Source organism: Kocuria rhizophila, from assembly GCF_003667225.1.
Lineage (GTDB): Bacteria > Actinomycetota > Actinomycetes > Actinomycetales > Micrococcaceae > Kocuria > Kocuria rhizophila.
Window position 1 is genome coordinate 1 of record NZ_RCOM01000055.1, and the last position, 17276, is coordinate 17276.

A 17276-nucleotide genomic window follows, 5' to 3' on the forward strand; every position below is an offset into this window, starting at 1 on the left:
CGCCGGCGGCGGCACTGGCGGCCGAGACGTAATGTCCCCTGACTCCGCGCCCTCCCGCCTCATCCGCGACAATGGGGGCATGTCTGACGAACCCGCTCGCCCCACGGCCGCCGCGTCCCCGCCCCGTGCCGGCCTCCCGTACCCGCTGCCCCTCGTGGGGGTGGGCGTGGACGTGCACGCGTTCGGGCCGGAGGGCACCCCGCTGTGGATCGGGGGTCTGCACTGGCCGGGCGAGCGTGGACTGAGCGGGCACTCGGACGGGGACGTGGTGGCCCACGCCGCCGCGGACGCCGTGTTCTCGGCCGCGGGGGTGGGCGATCTCGGGGCGCACTTCGGCACGGACCGCCCGGAGTTCGCCGGGGCCTCCGGCTGCCGGATCCTCGCGGAGGCCGTGCGGATCGTGGGGGCCGCCGGGTTCACGGTGGGCAACATCTCGGTGCAGCTGGTGGGCAACCGCCCCAAATTCTCACCCCGCCGCGAGGAGGCGGCCGGGGTGCTGTCCGAGGCCGCGGGAGCACCCGTGCACCTGAGCGCCACCACCACGGACGCCCTCGGGCTCACCGGCCGCGGGGAGGGCATCGCCGCGATCGCCACGGCCCTGGTGGTGCGCACCTCCTGAGCCCCGGGCGCCGCAGTCCGAGTGGTGGTGACGGCCGCCGGGAGTCGCCCGGGCGCCGTCGTGCGCGTTGGGTGCCCCGCTAGACTGGTCCGGTGACTCTGCGCTTCTACGACACCGCGTCCGCGACCATCAAGGACTTCGCCCCCGTGCACCCCGGGGAGGCCCGCCTGTACTACTGCGGGGCCACGGTGCAGGGGGCGCCGCACATCGGCCACGTGCGCTCCGCCCTGGTGTTCGACGTGCTCGCGCGCTGGCTGCGCTTCCGCGGCCTGGAGGTCACCACGGTCCGCAACGTCACGGACATCGACGACAAGATCCTGGTGAACTCCCGCGCGTCCTACGAGCAGGACTACCGCGGCGAGCACGCGCGGGAGCCGTGGTGGGCGCTGGCCTACCGCTTCGAGGGTGTGTTCGGGCAGGCGTACGCGGCCCTGGGCATCGACCGCCCCACGTACGAGCCGCGTGCCACGGGCCACGTGCCCGAGATGCACGCCCTGATCCAGGAGCTGATCGACGCCGGGCACGCCTACCCGGCCACGGACGGCTCCGGGGACGTGTACTTCGACGTCCGCTCGTGGCCGCGCTACGGGGAGCTGACCCGGCAGCGGGTCGAGGACATGCAGGACGCCCCGGACGCCGATCCCCGCGGCAAGCGGGATCCCCGGGACTTCGCCCTGTGGAAGGGCCACAAGGAGGGTGAGCCGCTCACGGCCTCCTGGGACTCCCCGTGGGGCCGCGGCCGCCCGGGCTGGCACCTGGAGTGCTCCGCGATGGCAGACAAGTACCTCGGTGCCCACTTCGACATCCACGGCGGCGGGCTGGACCTGCGCTTCCCGCACCATGAGAACGAGCTCGCCCAGTCCGCGGCCGCCGGCCGGGAGTTCGCCAACTTCTGGCTGCACAACGGCCTGGTCACGTACCAGGGCGAGAAGATGTCCAAGTCGATCGGCAACACGGTCTCCCCGCAGGACATGCTGCGCGAGGCGCGTCCGCTCGCGGTGCGCTACTACCTGGGCCAGGCCCACTACCGCTCCGTGCTGGACTACCGGCCCACCTCACTGCAGGAGGCCACCGCCGCGGTGGAGCGCGTGGAGTCCGTGCTGCGCTCGGCCCGCGCCGCAGGGCTCGGCCTGGACTGGGACGCGCAGGACGTGCCCGAGGAGTTCGTGGCCGTGATGGACGACGACCTCAACGTCCCGCGCGCGCTCGCCGTGCTGCACGAGACGGTGCGCGCGGCCAACTCGGCACTCGCCGCGGGAGAGCACCGCGCGGCGCAGCCGCTCGTCGCGGCGGTCGCCGGGATGTCGGACGTCCTCGGGCTGCTGCCGCTCATGGCGCTCGACGCCGCCGGGGACGCGAGCGGCGCGGAGCACCGTGCGCTGGACGCCCTCGTGCAGGACCTGCTGGCGCGCCGGGCCGCGGCACGCGAAGCCCGGGACTGGGCCCTCGCGGACACCATCCGGGACCAGCTGGCGGCCGCGGGCGTCGTCGTCAAGGACGGTGCCCAGGGGTCCGCGTGGTCCGTGGAATCCTGACGCTGACCTAAACTGGACCCAGATCGCCGACCACCCCGGGGCGGCCCTCTGGCCGTGACCCGTGACAGACACGGAAGTGAAGACCATGGCCCAGAACAGCCGCCCCGGAGCAGTCCGCAAGAAGAAGAAGGGCCCGGTCGTGGGAAGCGGCGGGCAGCGCCGCAAGGGCCTCGAGGGCCGTGGGCCCACGCCCAAGGCGGAGGACCGGGTCTACCACAAGGCCTACAAGGCCAAGCAGGCCGCGGCCCGCAAGCAGCAGAACCAGCCGCGCCGTCCGCAGCGCTCGGGCACGGGTCCCATCAAGGAGGACCTCGTCACGGGCCGCAACTCGGTGCTCGAGGCGCTGCGCGGGGGTGTCCCCGCCAAGACGCTGTTCATCGCGTCCAAGATCGAGGTGGACGACCGCGTCAAGGACATCCTGCAGCTGTGCGCCGAGCGCCAGGTGCCCACCCTGGAGGCCTCCCGCGGGGAGCTGGACCGGCTCTCGGCGGACGCCATCCACCAGGGCGTGGTGCTGCAGGTGCCGCCGTACGAGTACCAGGACGCGGACGAGCTCGCGGCCTCCCTCATGCGGGGCGCGGACCAGGGGCCCCCGCCCCTGCTGGTCGCGGCGGACGGCATCACCGACCCCCGCAACCTGGGCGCAATCATCCGCAGCGTCTCCGCGTTCGCCGGGGACGGTGTGATCCTGCCCGAGCGCCGCTCCGCCGGGGTCACCGCCACCGCGTGGAAGACCAGCTCGGGTGCCGCCGCGCGCGTGCCCGTGGCCAAGGCCACCAACCTCACGCGGACCCTGGAGAACTGCAAGAAGCAGGGATACTTCGTGGTGGGCCTGGACGGCGGCGGGGACATGTCCCTGCCGCAGCTCGAGCTGGCCACCGAGCCTCTCGTGGTGGTCGTGGGCTCGGAGGGCAAGGGGCTCTCCCGCCTGGTGACCGAGCACTGCGACGCGATCGTGTCCATCCCCATCGAGTCCGCCATGGAGTCGCTCAACGCCTCCATGGCCGTGGGGATCACGCTGTACGAGATCGCGCGCCGGCGTGCAGGCGCGTAGCCACCCGCTGGGGGTCCACCCCTCGCGGTCCGGGGACGGCACGGCCAACGTGGCCGTCCACGCGCCCGGACTGGACGCGGTGGACCTCGTGTTCCAACGCCCGGGGGAGACCTGGCAGCGGCTGCGGCTGGAGGGCGAGAACCACGGCACCCACTACGCCACTGTGCCCCGGCCGCGCAACGTCCCCGCTCAGGAGATGACGCCCGAGGAGATCGCCCGGGACGTGTGTCCCGCCATGCCCGAGGGCACCCGCTACGGGTTCGTCGCAGCGGCGCCGGCAGGGACCCCCGCGCCGGACCCTGCCGTGGAACCCGTGCTGCTGGACCCCTACGGGCGGGGACTCGAGCGCGTGGCTCCACCCAGCGGCGTCGTCAACCCCGGCCCGGACGCGTACGGCGGCATGTACGTGTCCGTGGTGACCGCCCAGAACCACACGTGGCAGGACGAGTCCCGACCCACCCCACCGTGGCGGGACACCGTGGTCTACGAGGCGCACGTCAAGGGCCTCACCATGCTCCACCCCGAGATCCCGCACGACCTCCGGGGAACCTACGCGGGTCTCGCGCACCCCGTGGTGCTGGAGCACCTGCGCGGCCTGGGAATCACCGCCGTGGAGCTCCTCCCCGTGCACGCGCACCTGGACGAGCAGCACCTCACCGCGAACGGGCTCACCAACTACTGGGGATACAACACCCTGAGCTTCTTCGCCCCGCACGCCGGCTACGCCACGGCGGCCGCGCAGGCCGCCGGGCCCACGGCGGTGCTCGACGAGTTCAAAGCCGCGGTGGACGCACTGCACGGGGCCGGGCTGCAGGTGTTCCTGGACGTGGTCTACAACCACACCGCCGAGGGCGGCCCGGACCAGCGGGCCTACTGCTGGCGGGGGCTGGGGGACCGCGCGTACTACCGGCACGACCAGCACGGCGCGTCCGTGGACGTCACGGGCTGCGGCAACTCCATGGACTTCTCCAACCCGCAGGTGGTGCGCATGGCGCTGGACTCCCTGCGCTACTGGGTCACCGAGTGCCACGTGGACGGCTTCCGCTTCGACCTGGCGCCCGAGCTCGGACGGGACGAGCACCACCACTTCACGCGCAGCCACCCGTTCTTCGTGGCGGTGGCCGCGGACCCCGTGCTGCAGGGCGTGCGGATGATCTCCGAGCCGTGGGACGTGGGCGCCGGCGGCTGGCAGACGGGGCGCTTCCCGGTGGGGTGGGCGGACTGGAACGACCACTACCGGGACACCGTGCGGGACTTCTGGCTCGCTGGCCAGCGCACCATGCGCCGCGGCGGAGGAGGGGGCACGGCGGCCCGCCTCGCTGGGGCGATGTCCGGTTCCGCGGAGCTGTTCGCCCCGCACGGGCGCAGCACCCTGGCGTCCGTCAACTTCGTCACGGCCCACGACGGGTTCACGCTCTACGACCTCACGGCGTACGACGCCAAGCACAACGAGGCCAACCTCGAGAACAACGCGGACGGCACCAACGACAACCACTCGTGGAACCACGACCACGAGGGGTTCGCCCCGGACGTCCGGGTCCGCGCCGCCCGGGCCGCCACGGCGCGGAACATGATGGCCACCCTGCTCTTCTCCCAGGGGATACCCATGATCACCGCGGGCGACGAGTTCCTGCGCACCCAGGACGGCAACAACAACGCGTACTGCCAGGACAACAGGCTCTCCTGGGTGGACTGGCGCCCCACACCCCTGGCGCGCTCGATGTTCCGCACCACCCAGCGGCTGATCCGCGCCCGGCGTGCGTTCCTCGCGGGTCAGCCCCGGCAGTTCCCCACGCGTCCCGAGGACGTGGTGCTGCTCTGGTACGCGAGCACCGGGGAGCACATGACGGCGGAGCGGTGGCAGACCGACGGGGAGCGGGCGCTGCAGGTGGTCATCGCCGCGCGCGGGGGAGACCTCGCGGGGCTCTTCGTGCTCAACGGCACGCAGGCACCGGTGAACGCCGTGCTGCCCCTGCTCGAGTCCCCGCACCACGACGACGCCGCCGCGCTGCCGCCGCGGGAGGCCACCTTCCGTCTCGTGCTCGCCACGGACCCCCAGCTGGACGAGCTCACGGGCAACCGCTGGCACACCGGGGACACGGTGGAGGTGCCCGCGCAGAGCGTCGCCATGTTCGCCGTCACCTGACGCGGCGGGTGCACGTGCGAGAACGCCCCCTCCCGCCCAACCGGTGCTCCGGTGCGGCAGGGGGCGTTCTGCGTGCTGCGGGAGCTCAGTCCGCGGCGTTGCTCACGAGCGCCAGCTCGGCCGGATCGGCCAGCTCGTCGTGCCGGGGCAGCACCCGCACCGTGTAGCCGAACGGCCCGGAGCGGTCGATCGTGATCGGGCCGCTGAACTGCACGCGGCCCGCCCCGAGGTCCTTGACCGGGGCCAGCACGGCGTAGGAGCGCTCGTGCAGGTGGTCGGACTCGCTCACCCGGCCGTAGCCCACCTGGACGGTGACGTCCTCGGGGGACAGAGGGCCGAGGTCCACGTACGCGCTGATGCCCAGTTCGTCCCCGATCTGCGGCTCCTGGTGCACACCCTGCGCGTCCACGTGCTCCACGCGGACCCGGGGCCACGCCTCCCGCACCCGTTCGATCCAGTGGGCCGTGGCGCGTGCGGCGGCGCCGTCGTCCGCGGCCGCCCGGCGCCCGGACACGCTGGCCGGGACGTAGAGCTGCTCCACGTAGTCGGTGAGCATGCGTCGGGAGGACACCCGAGGACCGAGGGTCGCCAGCGTGTGCCGCACCATGGCGAGCCACTGGTGCGGGACGGCGGCGGAGGGGCTCTGCGCGGTGTCGGCCTCCGGCGTGGCGGTCGCGGTCCCGGACGTCTCGCCGTAGAAGCGCGGCGCCACGTGGCTCTCGATCAGCTCGTAGAGGGCCGCGGCCTCCACGTCGTCGCGCTCGTCCGTGCTGGCCTTGCCGTCCGCGGTGGGGATCGCCCAGCCGTTCTGGCCGTCGTACATCTCGTCCCACCAGCCGTCCAGCACGGAGAGGTTCAGCCCGCCGTTGATCGCGGCCTTCATGCCGGACGTGCCGCACGCCTCGAGGGGGCGCAGCGGGTTGTTGAGCCACACGTCGCACCCCGGGAAGAGCACCCGGGCCATGGCGATGTCGTAGTTGGGCAGGAAGACGATCCGGTGGCGCACCTCGGGATCGTCCGTGAAGCGCACGAGGTCCTGGATCATCCGCTTGCCCATCTCGTCCGCGGGGTGGGACTTGCCGGCCACCACCAGCTGCACCGGGCGCTGGGGGTCCAGCAGGATGCGCTTGAGCCGTTCGGGGTCCCGCAGCATGAGCGTGAGCCGCTTGTACGTGGGGACCCGGCGGGCGAAGCCGATGGTGAGCACGTCCGGGTCCAGCACGCTCTCCGTCCAGCCCAGCTCGGCGTCCGTGGCACCGCGCTTCTTCCAGGACGCGCGGAGCCGCTCGCGGACGTCTTGCACGAGGCGCTCGCGCAGCACGCGGCGGGCGGCCCACAGCTCGGTGTCGGGGACGTCGTAGATCTTCCGCCAGCGGGCCGCGGGATCCTGGTCGTTCTCCCCGGGCTCGAGGGTCAGCGCCGCCACCTCGGGGTCGATCCACGAGGGCACGTGCACCCCGTTGGTCACGGAGGAGATCGGCACCTCGTCGGCGTCGAAGCCCTGCCACAGTCCCTGGAACATGGACCGGGACACCGCGCCGTGCAGCTTGGCCACACCGTTGGCGCGCTGGGCGAGGCGCAGGCCCATGACGGCCATGTTGAACTTGCCCGGGTCACCGCCGGGGTAGGTCTCCGCGCCGAGGTCCAGCACGTGGTCCACGGGGACGTCCGGAGCCAGGCCCGCGGCGAAGAAGTGCTCCACCTGGGCGCGCTCGAAGCGGTCGATGCCCGCGGGCACCGGGGTGTGGGTCGTGAACACGGTGCTCGCGCGCACCTGGGCGAGGGCCTCGTCCCACGTCATGGGTGCGGCTCCGGCGCCGGGGTTCATGAGCTCCTGGACCCGCTCGATGCCCAGGAAGCCGGCGTGGCCCTCGTTGCAGTGGTACACCTCGGGCGCGGGTGCTCCGGTCAGGCGGCTGTGCAGACGCAGCGCGCGCACCCCACCCATGCCCAGCAGCAGCTCCTGCTGCAGGCGGTGGTCGCTGCCGCCGCCGTACAGCCGGTCGGTGACGTTGCGGGCGGCGTCGTCGTTGTCGGGGATGTTCGAGTCGAGCAGGAGCAGGGGGACCCTGCCCACGTCCGCGCGCCAGATCTGTGCGGACAGCGAGCGCCCGTCGGGCAGGGGAAGCGTCACGCGCGCGGGTGAGCCGTCGGCCTCGCGCAGCAGGGACAGGGGGAGCTCGTCGGGGTCCAGGACGGGATAGGTCTCCTCCTGCCAGCCGTCGCGGGACAGGGACTGCTTGAAGTAGCCCGCCTGGTAGAGCAGCCCCACCCCGACCACGGGTATCCCCATGTCGGAGGCGGTCTTGAGGTGGTCGCCGGCCAGGATGCCCAGCCCTCCCGAGTACTGCGGGAGAGCGGAGGTGATGCCGTACTCGGCGGAGAAGTACGCGATCGCCGCGGGTGCGTCGTCGCCCTGGGTGCGCTGGTACCAGTGCGGCTCGCTCAGATAGGTCTCCAGGTCGGCGTCGAGAGCCCGGATGCGCGCCACGAGATCGGGGTCCTGCGAGATCTGCTGGATCTCCTCGCGGGTCAGGGACCCCAGGAGCTTGACGGGGTCCCCGTGCACGGTCTCCCACGCGTGGGGACTGAGCTCGGCGAAGAGGTCTTCGGTGGGTTTGTGCCAGGACCAGCGGAGGTTCCTGGCCAGGCGCCCCAGCGGGGCGATGGACTCGGGGAGGACGGTGCGGACGGTGAACCTTCGGATGGCCTTCACCCTTGCGAGCTTATCGGCTGTGGCCCGCTGCCGCACGGGTGTCACCGGACGTCGCCGCGCCGTCGTGATGCTTCGCAGCCTTAAGAATCCCGGCGATAGTCGGTAACGTGGGCCACGTGTCGCAGCAGAACCAGCCCTCAGGCCGCCACCCGTTTCCCGAGACCACGCCGGACGCCCGCGCGGGGGGTGCGCTTCCTGATGTGGGATCGCGCCTGACGCCGCCCGTCCCCGCCTCCGGTGTTCCCGACGTCGCTCCCTCCGTCCACCGCGCCGGTCCCGCTCCGTCCGCCGAGCCGGAGGCGCACGAACCCTCCGCCGCGGCCGTCGCGGCCGATGTCGAGGAGGACGGCGCGGACTTCCCGTCCGAGGACCTCGTCTACGGCCGGATCCCCGTCTCCGACGTCAGCCCCGTGGTCGAGGGCGGGCGCTTCCCCGCGACCGCGATCCCCGGGGAGGACATCCGGGTGATGGCCACGGCGTTCCGCGAGGGGCACGACTCCCTGGGCGTGACCGCCGTCCTCTACGACCCGCAGGGGCGTGAGGCGCAGCGCCGGACCATGACGCTCGTGGAGACCGGCACGGACCGCTACCAGGCGTGGCTGCGGCCCGAGTACGAGGGCCGCTGGAGCTTCGCCGTGGAGGGCTGGTCCGACCTCTACGACACGTGGCACCACGCCGCAGAGATCAAGCTCGGGGTGGGGCAGGACGTGGAGCTCATGTTCCAGGAGGCCTCGCTGCTGTTCGACGCCGCGTCCAAGGAGTCCGACCGCGGCCAGGACGAGGTCCGTGCGTTCGAGGAGGCCGCCGAGGCCGTGCTGGACACCTCACTCAGCGTCGAGGAGCGCTGGCAGATCGCCACGTCCGACACGATCCGGGACCACGTGGCCGAGCGCCCCCTCCGCGACCTGCTGAGCAGCTCCGAGCACTACCCGATCGAGGTGGAGCGCGAGGCGGCCGGGCGCGGCTCCTGGTACGAGTTCTTCCCCCGTTCCGAGGGGGCCACCTTCGACCCCGAGACCGGCACCTGGAGCTCCGGCACGTTCCGCACGGCCACGGCGGCCCTGGACCGCGCCGCGCGCATGGGCTTCGACGTGGCGTACCTGCCCCCGATCCACCCGATCGGACGCAACCACCGCAAGGGCCCGAACAACACCCTCACCGCCGGCGAGCAGGATCCCGGTTCCCCGTGGGCGATCGGCGGCCCGGAGGGTGGGCACGACGCCATCCACCCGGACCTCGGCACGTTCGAGGACTTCGACGCGTTCGTGGCCCACGCCCACGAGCTGGGCCTCGAGGTGGCCCTGGACCTCGCACTGCAGGCCTCCCCGGACCACCCGTGGGTCACCGAGCACCCGCAGTGGTTCACCACCCGCGCGGACGGCAGCATCGCCTACGCCGAGAACCCGCCCAAGAAGTACCAGGACATCTACCCCCTGAACTTCGACAACGATCCCCAGGGGCTCGCCGCCGAGGTGCTGCGCGTCGTGGAGCTGTGGATCTCCCACGGCGTGGACATCTTCCGCGTGGACAACCCCCACACCAAGCCCCTGTGGTTCTGGGAGTGGCTGATCGCCCGAGTCCGCGAGGAGCACCCGGACACGGTGTTCCTGGCGGAGGCGTTCACACGACCGGCCATGATGCAGGGGCTGGCCAAGGCCGGTTTCCAGCAGTCCTACTCCTACTTCACGTGGCGCAACACCAAGGAGGAGATCGAGGAGTACCTCCAGGAGGTCTCCCACGAGACCTCCGGTTTCTACCGCCCCAACTTCTTCGTCAACACCCCGGACATCCTCACGGAGTACCTGCAGTTCGGCGGCCCCGCCGCGTTCAAGGTGCGCGCGGCGCTCGCGGCCACCGCGTCCCCGCTGTGGGGCGTGTACGCGGGGTACGAGCTGTTCGAGCACGTGGCCCGCCCCGGCGCGGAGGAGTACATCGACAACGAGAAGTTCCAGCTGCGCCCCCGCGACTTCGACGGCGCGGTGCAGCGCGGCGAGTCCCTCGCCCCGTACCTCACGCGGCTGAACCAGATCCGCCGGGACCACCCGGCGCTGGGAGACCTGCAGAACCTCACGCTGCAGAGCGCCTCGGACGACGCCATCGTGGCGTTCAGCAAGACCAAGACCGTGGACCGGGACGGTGCGCAGGTCAAGGACACCGTGGTCGTGGTGGTCAACACCGATCCCCACGCCACGCGCGAGGCCACCGTGTGGCTGGACCTGGACGCCCTGGACCTGCGGGACCAGGACTTCAACGAGGACGGCTCCTTCTGGGTGGACGACCTCATCACGGGTTCCAGCTGGAAGTGGGGCACCCACAACTACGTGCGGCTGGACCCGTACGTGGAGCCCGTGCACGTCCTGAGCATCCGCCGCGACGTGAAGTGAGTCCGCGCCGCCGCCGTGCGCACCCGCGCGGCGGCGGCCACCGAGCACCAGCCGTACGCCACAACGTCTCCTCGAGAGGGCAGCCCCGCCGACCATGAGCACCACTCCTTTCCACCTCAACGCTCCCGGGATCGCCCACGACCCCGACTGGTTCCGCAAGGCCGTGTTCTACGAAGTGCTCGTGCGGGCCTTCTCGGACGCGAACGGCGACGGCTCCGGGGACTTCACCGGTCTGATCGAGAAGCTCGACTACCTGCAGTGGCTGGGCATCGACTGCCTGTGGCTGCCGCCGTTCTACGAGTCCCCGCTGCGCGACGGCGGCTACGACATCTCGGACTACTACTCGGTCCTGGACGAGTTCGGCACCGTGAGCGACTTCAAGCGGCTCGTGGCGGAGGCCCACGCCCGCGGGCTGCGGGTCATCACGGACCTGCCCCTGAACCACACCTCGGACCAGCACCCGTGGTTCCAGGCGTCCCGCGAGGACCCGGAGGGCCCTTACGGGGACTTCTACGTGTGGTCGGACACGGACGAGAAGTACCAGGACGCCCGCATCATCTTCGTGGACACCGAGGTCTCCAACTGGACCTTCGACCCGGTGCGTCGGCAGTTCTTCTGGCACCGGTTCTTCTCGCACCAGCCGGACCTGAACTTCGAGAACCCCAAGGTCGTCGAGGCCGTGTTCGACGTGGTGAAGTTCTGGCTGGACATGGGCATCGACGGCTTCCGGGCGGACGCCATCCCGTACCTCATCGAGGAGGAGGGCACCAACTGCGAGAACCTCCCGGGCACCCACGACTTCCTGGTCAAGCTGCGCGAGATGGTGGACCGGGAGTACCCGGGCCGCGTGATCGTCGCGGAGGCCAACCAGATGCCCCACGAGGTCGTGGAGTACTTCGGCACGGAGGAGTCCCCGGAGTGCCACATGTGCTTCCACTTCCCGATCATGCCGCGGATCTACTACTCGCTGCGTGACCAGAAGGCCGCGCCGATCGTCTCCACCATGGCGAACACCCCGCAGATCCCGCGCGGCACGCAGTGGGGCACGTTCCTGCGCAACCACGACGAGCTCACGCTGGAGATGGTCACCAGCGAGGAGCGCCAGGCCATGCTCGGCTGGTACGCCCCGGACTCCCGGATGCGCGCGAACATCGGCATCCGGCGCCGCCTGGCCCCGCTGCTCGACAACTCCCGCGCGGAGCTCGAGCTCGCCCACGCCCTGCTGCTCTCCCTGCCGGGCTCCCCGTTCCTGTACTACGGGGACGAGATCGGCATGGGCGACAACATCTGGCTGGACGACCGGGACGCCTCCCGCACCCCCATGCAGTGGACCCCGGACCGCAACGCCGGGTTTTCCACGGCGGACCCGGGCAAGCTGTACCTGCCCGTGGTGCAGTCGCTGGTCTACAACTACACGCAGACCAACGTGGAGACCCAGCTGGCGTCGTCGTCATCGCTGCTGCACTGGATCCGCCAGATGCTCATGGTGCGCAAGGCCCACCCCGCGTTCGGGATGGGAGAGTACGTCAACGTGGACACGGACCACGAGTCGGTCCTGGCGTTCCTGCGCCGGCTGGCGCCCGAGGACGCCGAGGACGGCGTGGGGGAGACCGTGCTGTGCGTATTCAACCTCGCGCACACGCCCGCGAGCTGCTCCGTGCACCTCCCGGAGTACGCGGGGCGGGGCACGCGTGAGCTGTTCGGCGGCGAGCCGTTCGGGGAGTTCTCGGACACGGGTGACTACCGCGTGACCCTGGGCTCGCAGGACTTCTTCTGGCTGCGCCTGCGCCAGGCTCCGAGCACGGACGGCAACCACCCGGAGACGGTGGCCATGCCGATCATCAAGCCCGCGCGAGGCGAGTGAGCCCGCGCGGGTCCGCCCGCGCGAGCGCGACAGTGACTTCCAGACGAAAGCGGGGGATCCCCATGACGGATCAGCAGGTTCTCGACAGGTTGCGCGACTGGTTGCCGAGCCGGCGGTGGTTCCCGTTCACGGCCACCCCGGACCAGCTGCGGCTGAGCGTGGTGGGCCGTGCCGGGGTGGACGCCGGTGACAGGTGGGAGTCCCAGCCGGGGCGCGAGCGCATCGTGCTCCTGGTGGAGGTCACGGTGGGGGAGCGCAGCGAGCTGCTCAACATCCCCGTGCTCCTCTCGGAGGAGGCCGTGCCGGAGCTCGCGGACTTCGAGATCGGCTCCTACCGGACCGGCGGGGACGGTTCCGTTCCGGAGGGGACTGCCTCGGCCGCCGACGGAGCGTCGTCGTTCCTGCGCCGGGCCGTGTCCCAGGCGGGCGCGCTGCTGGACCGGCGCCGTTCGCAGGCCCGGGACACGCCCTCCGGGCAGCAGACGGGGGCCACCCGGGACGCCGCGCGGCCGGCGGACGGGAGCACGGTCCACGTCTACGACGCCGTGGGGGATCCGGTGTTCATGGACCGCGTGCTGCGGATGATGGACGCGCAGCTCACGGAGGGCGGCGTGCTGCGCCGCGGCATGGGCCTGCACGGTCGCCACACGGGCGCGCTGAACACCGACTACCGGATCGCCGGCGCGGAGCAGATCCACGTGATCACCTCCGAGCAGTCCAACACGTCCGTGATCCTGCGGCCCGCGGACCGCGGGGAGGACGAGTCGGCGCTGCGGGAGGACGCGGTGATCGTCAAGTTCTTCCGCGTGGTGGGCGAGGGGCGCAACCCGGACGTCGAGGTGGGCGTCAGGCTCACGGCGCACCGTTCTTCTGCGGTGCCCGCCACGGCGGGGTGGATCGACGCCCAGTGGCGTCAGGGCCTCGTGACCACCTCGGGGCAGCTGGCCGTGGCCGCGCAGTTCCTGGACCGTTCGCGCGACGCCTGGGAGATGACGGTGGCCGCGGCCACGGAGGGCCGCGACTTCACGGAGCTCGCCCGGGACCTCGGGGTCACCACCGCTCGCGTCCACGCGGACCTGCTGGCGGCCTTCGACCCCACGGAGGCGGACGACGACGCCCGGCGCCGCTTCCTGGAGGACCTCACCGGCCGCGTGAGGTGGGCCTGGGAGTCCTGCGGGGAGCGCTTCGAGCAGCTGCGCCCCGAGCTGGAACGTGTTCTGGAGGAGCTGGCGGAGATCCGCGAGATCCCCCCGCTGCAGCGGATCCACGGCGACTACCACCTGGGACAGGTGCTGCACAGCGACGCGCAGGGGTTCCGCATCCTGGACTTCGAGGGTGAGCCGCTGCGCCCCATCAAGGAGCGGGTCCGCCCGGACGTCGCCCTCCGGGACGTGGTGGGCATGCTGCGCTCGTTCGACTACGCGGGCGCCATGGCCGGCAGGGAGAACGGCCGGGACATGGGTGAGTGGACCAGGGCGGTGTCCGACGCCTTCCTGGAGGGCTACAGCTCGCGCAGCGGAGTCCCCGTGGACACGGACGGTGTCCTGTTCCGCGCCCTGTGGCTGGACAAGGCCCTGTACGAGGTCGTCTACGAGGAGCGCAACCGGCCCGACTGGGTCCGGGTGCCGGCGGACGCCGTGGTTCGTTCGCTTGAGCATGCCCGCTCCCGTACCGTGAACAGTGAGAACCACGAGAGCCCATCAACGCCGTCCAGAACCGAGGATTTCGTGACCACCGAGCACCCCCGTCCCTCAGATCCCCACGCCGCCTCCGACCGTGCGCCCGTGTCGCAGGACGCCGCCGACGCCGCCCGCCCGGCTGCGCGTCCGGACGGCGCCGTGCGCGCGGAGTCCACGCCCGTGGCCGACGGGAGTCCGGTGTCCGGCACCGCTGCCGCAGCGGGAACCGCCGGCGAGAGCACGGCCTCGGTCGACGCGGCGGACAGCGGTGCCGCGGCGAGGACCGGTGACGGTGCGGCGTCGACTCCCGGTGCCGGGAACGCAGCGCACACCACGGCCGGGGACGGCACGTCCTCAGGAACCGGGGCCGGGGCCGGCGATGCCGCCGACGCACGGGCCGGGGCGGTTCCTGCGGCTGCGCAGACCGGTGGGAACGGTGCGGCTTCGCGGGTCGGCCGGACGTCGTCGGGCACTGCGGCCGGTGGACCCGCGCCCGTGACCGAGGAGGTCCTCGCGGCCGTGGCCGAGGGGCGGCACCACGATCCGCACTCGGTGCTCGGAGCGCCCCCCAACCCGGACGGCTCGGTGACCATCCGCACCCTGAGGCGCTTCGCCACGTCCGTGGCGGTGCGCACGCCGGACGGCATCTTCCCCCTGGAGCACGAGTGGGGCGGGATCTTCACCGGTGTGGTCCCCGCCCACGAGAAGGGCCGCATCCCCGACTACCGGGTCGAGGTGAGCTACGCGGGCAAGGAGCCCGAGCTCGTCGACGACCCCTACCGCTTTGCACCCACCCTGGGCGAGCTGGACCTCCACCTGATCGGGGAGGGACGGCACGAGACCCTGTGGGAGGTGCTCGGCGCCCACGTGCGCCGGTACCCCTCGCCGCTGGGCGACGTCACCGGCGTGAGCTTCGCGGTGTGGGCTCCCAATGCCCAGTCCGTGCGCGTGATCGGCGACTTCAACGGCTGGGACGGTTCCGAGCACGCGATGCGTTCGCTGGGCTCCAGCGGCGTCTGGGAGCTGTTCGTGCCCGGCATGAAGTCCGGGGACACCTACAAGTACCGCATCCAGGGGGCGGACGGGGCGTGGCGGGACAAGGCCGACCCCATGGCCTTCGGCACGGAGATCCCGCCGTCCACCGCGTCCCGCGTGTTCGAGTCCGACTACGAGTTCCGCGATGCCGAGTGGATGGCCGCGCGGGCGGCGACCGACCCGCACAACGCGCCCATGAGCGTGTACGAGATGCACCTCGGGTCGTGGCGGATGGGTCTCGGCTACGTGGACCTCGCCCGGGAGCTCGTGGAGTACCTCACGTGGCAGGGGTTCACCCACGTGGAGTTCATGCCCGTCGCGGAGCACCCCTTCGGCGGGTCGTGGGGCTACCAGGTGACGGGCTACTACGCGCCGTCCTCGCGCTTCGGCTCCCCGGACGAGTTCCGCTACCTGGTGGACCAGCTGCACCAGGCCGGGATCGGCGTGCTCGTGGACTGGGTGCCCGGGCACTTCCCCAAGGACGAGTGGGCGCTGGCCAACTTCGACGGCCAGCCGCTCTACGAGCACCCGGACCCCCGCCGCGGCGAGCACAAGGACTGGGGCACGCTCATCTTCGACTACGGCCGGCGTGAGGTGCGCAACTTCCTGGTGGCCAACGCCAACTACTGGCTCGAGGAGTTCCACGTGGACGGGCTCCGCGTGGACGCGGTGGCCTCCATGCTGTACCTGGACTACTCCCGCAACGACGGCGAGTGGGAACCCAACCAGTACGGCGGCCGGGAGAACCTCGAGGCCATCGCCTTCCTGCAGGAGGCCAATGCCACGGCCTACCGGCGCAACCCGGGCATCGTGATGATCGCGGAGGAGTCCACCTCCTTCCCCGGCGTCACCAAGCCCACGAGCGCGGGCGGGCTGGGCTTCGGCATCAAGTGGAACATGGGCTGGATGCACGACAGCCTCGAGTACATGGCCGAGGACCCGATCAACCGGCACTACCACCACAACAAGGCCACGTTCTCCATGGTCTACGCGTTCTCGGAGAACTTCATCCTGCCGATCTCCCACGACGAGGTCGTGTACGGCAAGGGCTCCCTGCTCCGCAAGATGCCGGGTGACCGGTGGCAGCAGCTGGCCAACGTGCGCGCGTACCTCGCATACATGTGGGCGCACCCCGGCAAGCAGCTGATCTTCATGGGCACGGAGTACGCCCAGGAGTCGGAGTGGTCGCAGGAGCACGGTCTGGACTGGTGGCTCTCCGAGACCCCGCCGCACCACGGTGTCCAGGAACTGGTCAAGTCCCTGAACGAGGTCTACCGGAGCACCCCGGCGCTCTACTCGCGGGACAACGACCCCTCCGGTTTCGAGTGGATCGACGCGAACGACGCGCAGCGCAACACGCTGTCCTTCACCAGGTGGGACGACCAGGGCAACCCCCTGGTGTGCGTGGCCAACTTCGCGGGCAACACGCACGAGGGGTTCCGGCTGGGTCTGCCCTGGGCCGGCGAGTGGGAAGAGGTGCTCAACACGGACGCCGAGCAGTTCGGTGGTTCGGGCGTCGGCAACCTGGGACGCGTGACCGCCACCGAGGGGGCGTACAACGACAAGCCGGCCTCCGCAGAACTGACCGTGCCGCCACTCGCAGTGCTGTTCCTCAAGCCGGCCGGCAACTCGGCCACCGCCGGAACCCGCACCACCGAGCACGGGGACACCACTCCCTGACCTCACACCCCGGCAGGTCGCTGTGGCCTGTGCGGCAACAGGACGACGAACCCGCGGACGGCACCACGCCGACCGCGGGTTTGTCGTATCCCGGGGCCGCGTGTAATGTCTTCCGAGTTGCCGCGGCGACGGCCCAGCGGGCCGGAACGGGGCAACGGATCAGGGATCTCCCGCAGTGTCCGCTTCGACATGGTCGAATCGTGTGCTAGGATAAATCCCCGCAAGTCACCGAGACAACGGCGACATCGAACGGCAACCTATAGTTCACCTCGGGTTGCGGCAGATGGCGCCGGACGGTAACCTTGCAGATCGCAACCGACCGTGGTGGTCCTCGTGATGGGGAGCTGCGTTGTGGTGTGTTGTTTGTCAACTCAATAGTGTGTCTAGTTTGTTGATACCAGAAGTTTTATATTTTTGGTTGAGGCCCAGCATCTTTTCAGGTGTTTTCCCGTTTCCTGGGGGTGTTGGGTGTCAGCTGGGATCCCACCGTACCGCGTGTGTGTGGTGGGTGGTTTCTGTTGAATTTTTTGACGGAGAGTTTGATCCTGGCTCAGGACGAACGCT

The 17276-nt window shown here is 71.1% G+C and carries 8 protein-coding genes; 7 read left to right on the forward strand and 1 reads right to left on the reverse strand.

Features of this window, described 5'->3' with window-relative positions:
- The first annotated feature begins 79 nt into the window (after positions 1-79).
- The 4 genes from ispF to glgX all read left to right on the forward strand — a co-directional run bounded on the left by ispF (position 80) and on the right by glgX (position 5354).
- Positions 80-619, forward strand: coding sequence for a 2-C-methyl-D-erythritol 2,4-cyclodiphosphate synthase (gene ispF / locus D9R02_RS08250; RefSeq protein WP_121566722.1), 540 nt, complete (start codon positions 80-82; stop codon positions 617-619).
- A 92-nt stretch (positions 620-711) separates the two neighbouring features.
- Positions 712-2154, forward strand: a complete 1443-nt coding sequence (gene cysS / locus D9R02_RS08255; protein ID WP_121566716.1) for a cysteine--tRNA ligase — start codon at positions 712-714, stop codon at positions 2152-2154.
- Positions 2155-2239: 85 nt separating this feature from the next.
- Positions 2240-3208 (forward strand): 23S rRNA (guanosine(2251)-2'-O)-methyltransferase RlmB, encoded by a 969-nt coding sequence (gene rlmB, locus D9R02_RS08260; protein WP_121566723.1) that lies wholly within the window; start codon positions 2240-2242, stop codon positions 3206-3208.
- Positions 3195-5354 carry a glycogen debranching protein GlgX gene (glgX, locus tag D9R02_RS08265; RefSeq protein ID WP_121566717.1) on the forward strand — a complete coding sequence of 720 codons (2160 nt, stop codon included), beginning with the start codon at positions 3195-3197 and terminating at the stop codon, positions 5352-5354. Before rlmB ends, glgX begins: the two co-directional genes overlap by 14 nt.
- A gap of 85 nt (positions 5355-5439) precedes the next feature.
- On the opposite strand, the gene glgP is transcribed toward glgX, so the two are convergent.
- A complete protein-coding gene (glgP, locus tag D9R02_RS08270) occupies positions 5440-8070 on the reverse strand; it encodes an alpha-glucan family phosphorylase (protein WP_121566718.1) in 2631 nt (876 codons plus the stop codon).
- Between the two features lie 200 nt (positions 8071-8270).
- Between glgP and D9R02_RS08275 the strand changes: the two genes are divergently transcribed.
- From D9R02_RS08275 to glgB, 3 genes are all read left to right on the forward strand, one after another.
- Positions 8271-10454, forward strand: a complete 2184-nt coding sequence (locus tag D9R02_RS08275; RefSeq protein WP_121566719.1) for an alpha-1,4-glucan--maltose-1-phosphate maltosyltransferase — start codon at positions 8271-8273, stop codon at positions 10452-10454.
- A gap of 94 nt (positions 10455-10548) precedes the next feature.
- Positions 10549-12318: a maltose alpha-D-glucosyltransferase gene (gene treS, locus D9R02_RS08280; protein ID WP_121566720.1), complete on the forward strand. Its 1770-nt coding sequence runs from the start codon at positions 10549-10551 to the stop codon at positions 12316-12318.
- Between the two features lie 62 nt (positions 12319-12380).
- Positions 12381-16712 (forward strand): 1,4-alpha-glucan branching protein GlgB, encoded by a 4332-nt coding sequence (glgB, locus tag D9R02_RS08285; RefSeq protein WP_121566721.1) that lies wholly within the window; start codon positions 12381-12383, stop codon positions 16710-16712.
- The last annotated feature ends 564 nt before the right edge of the window (positions 16713-17276 follow it).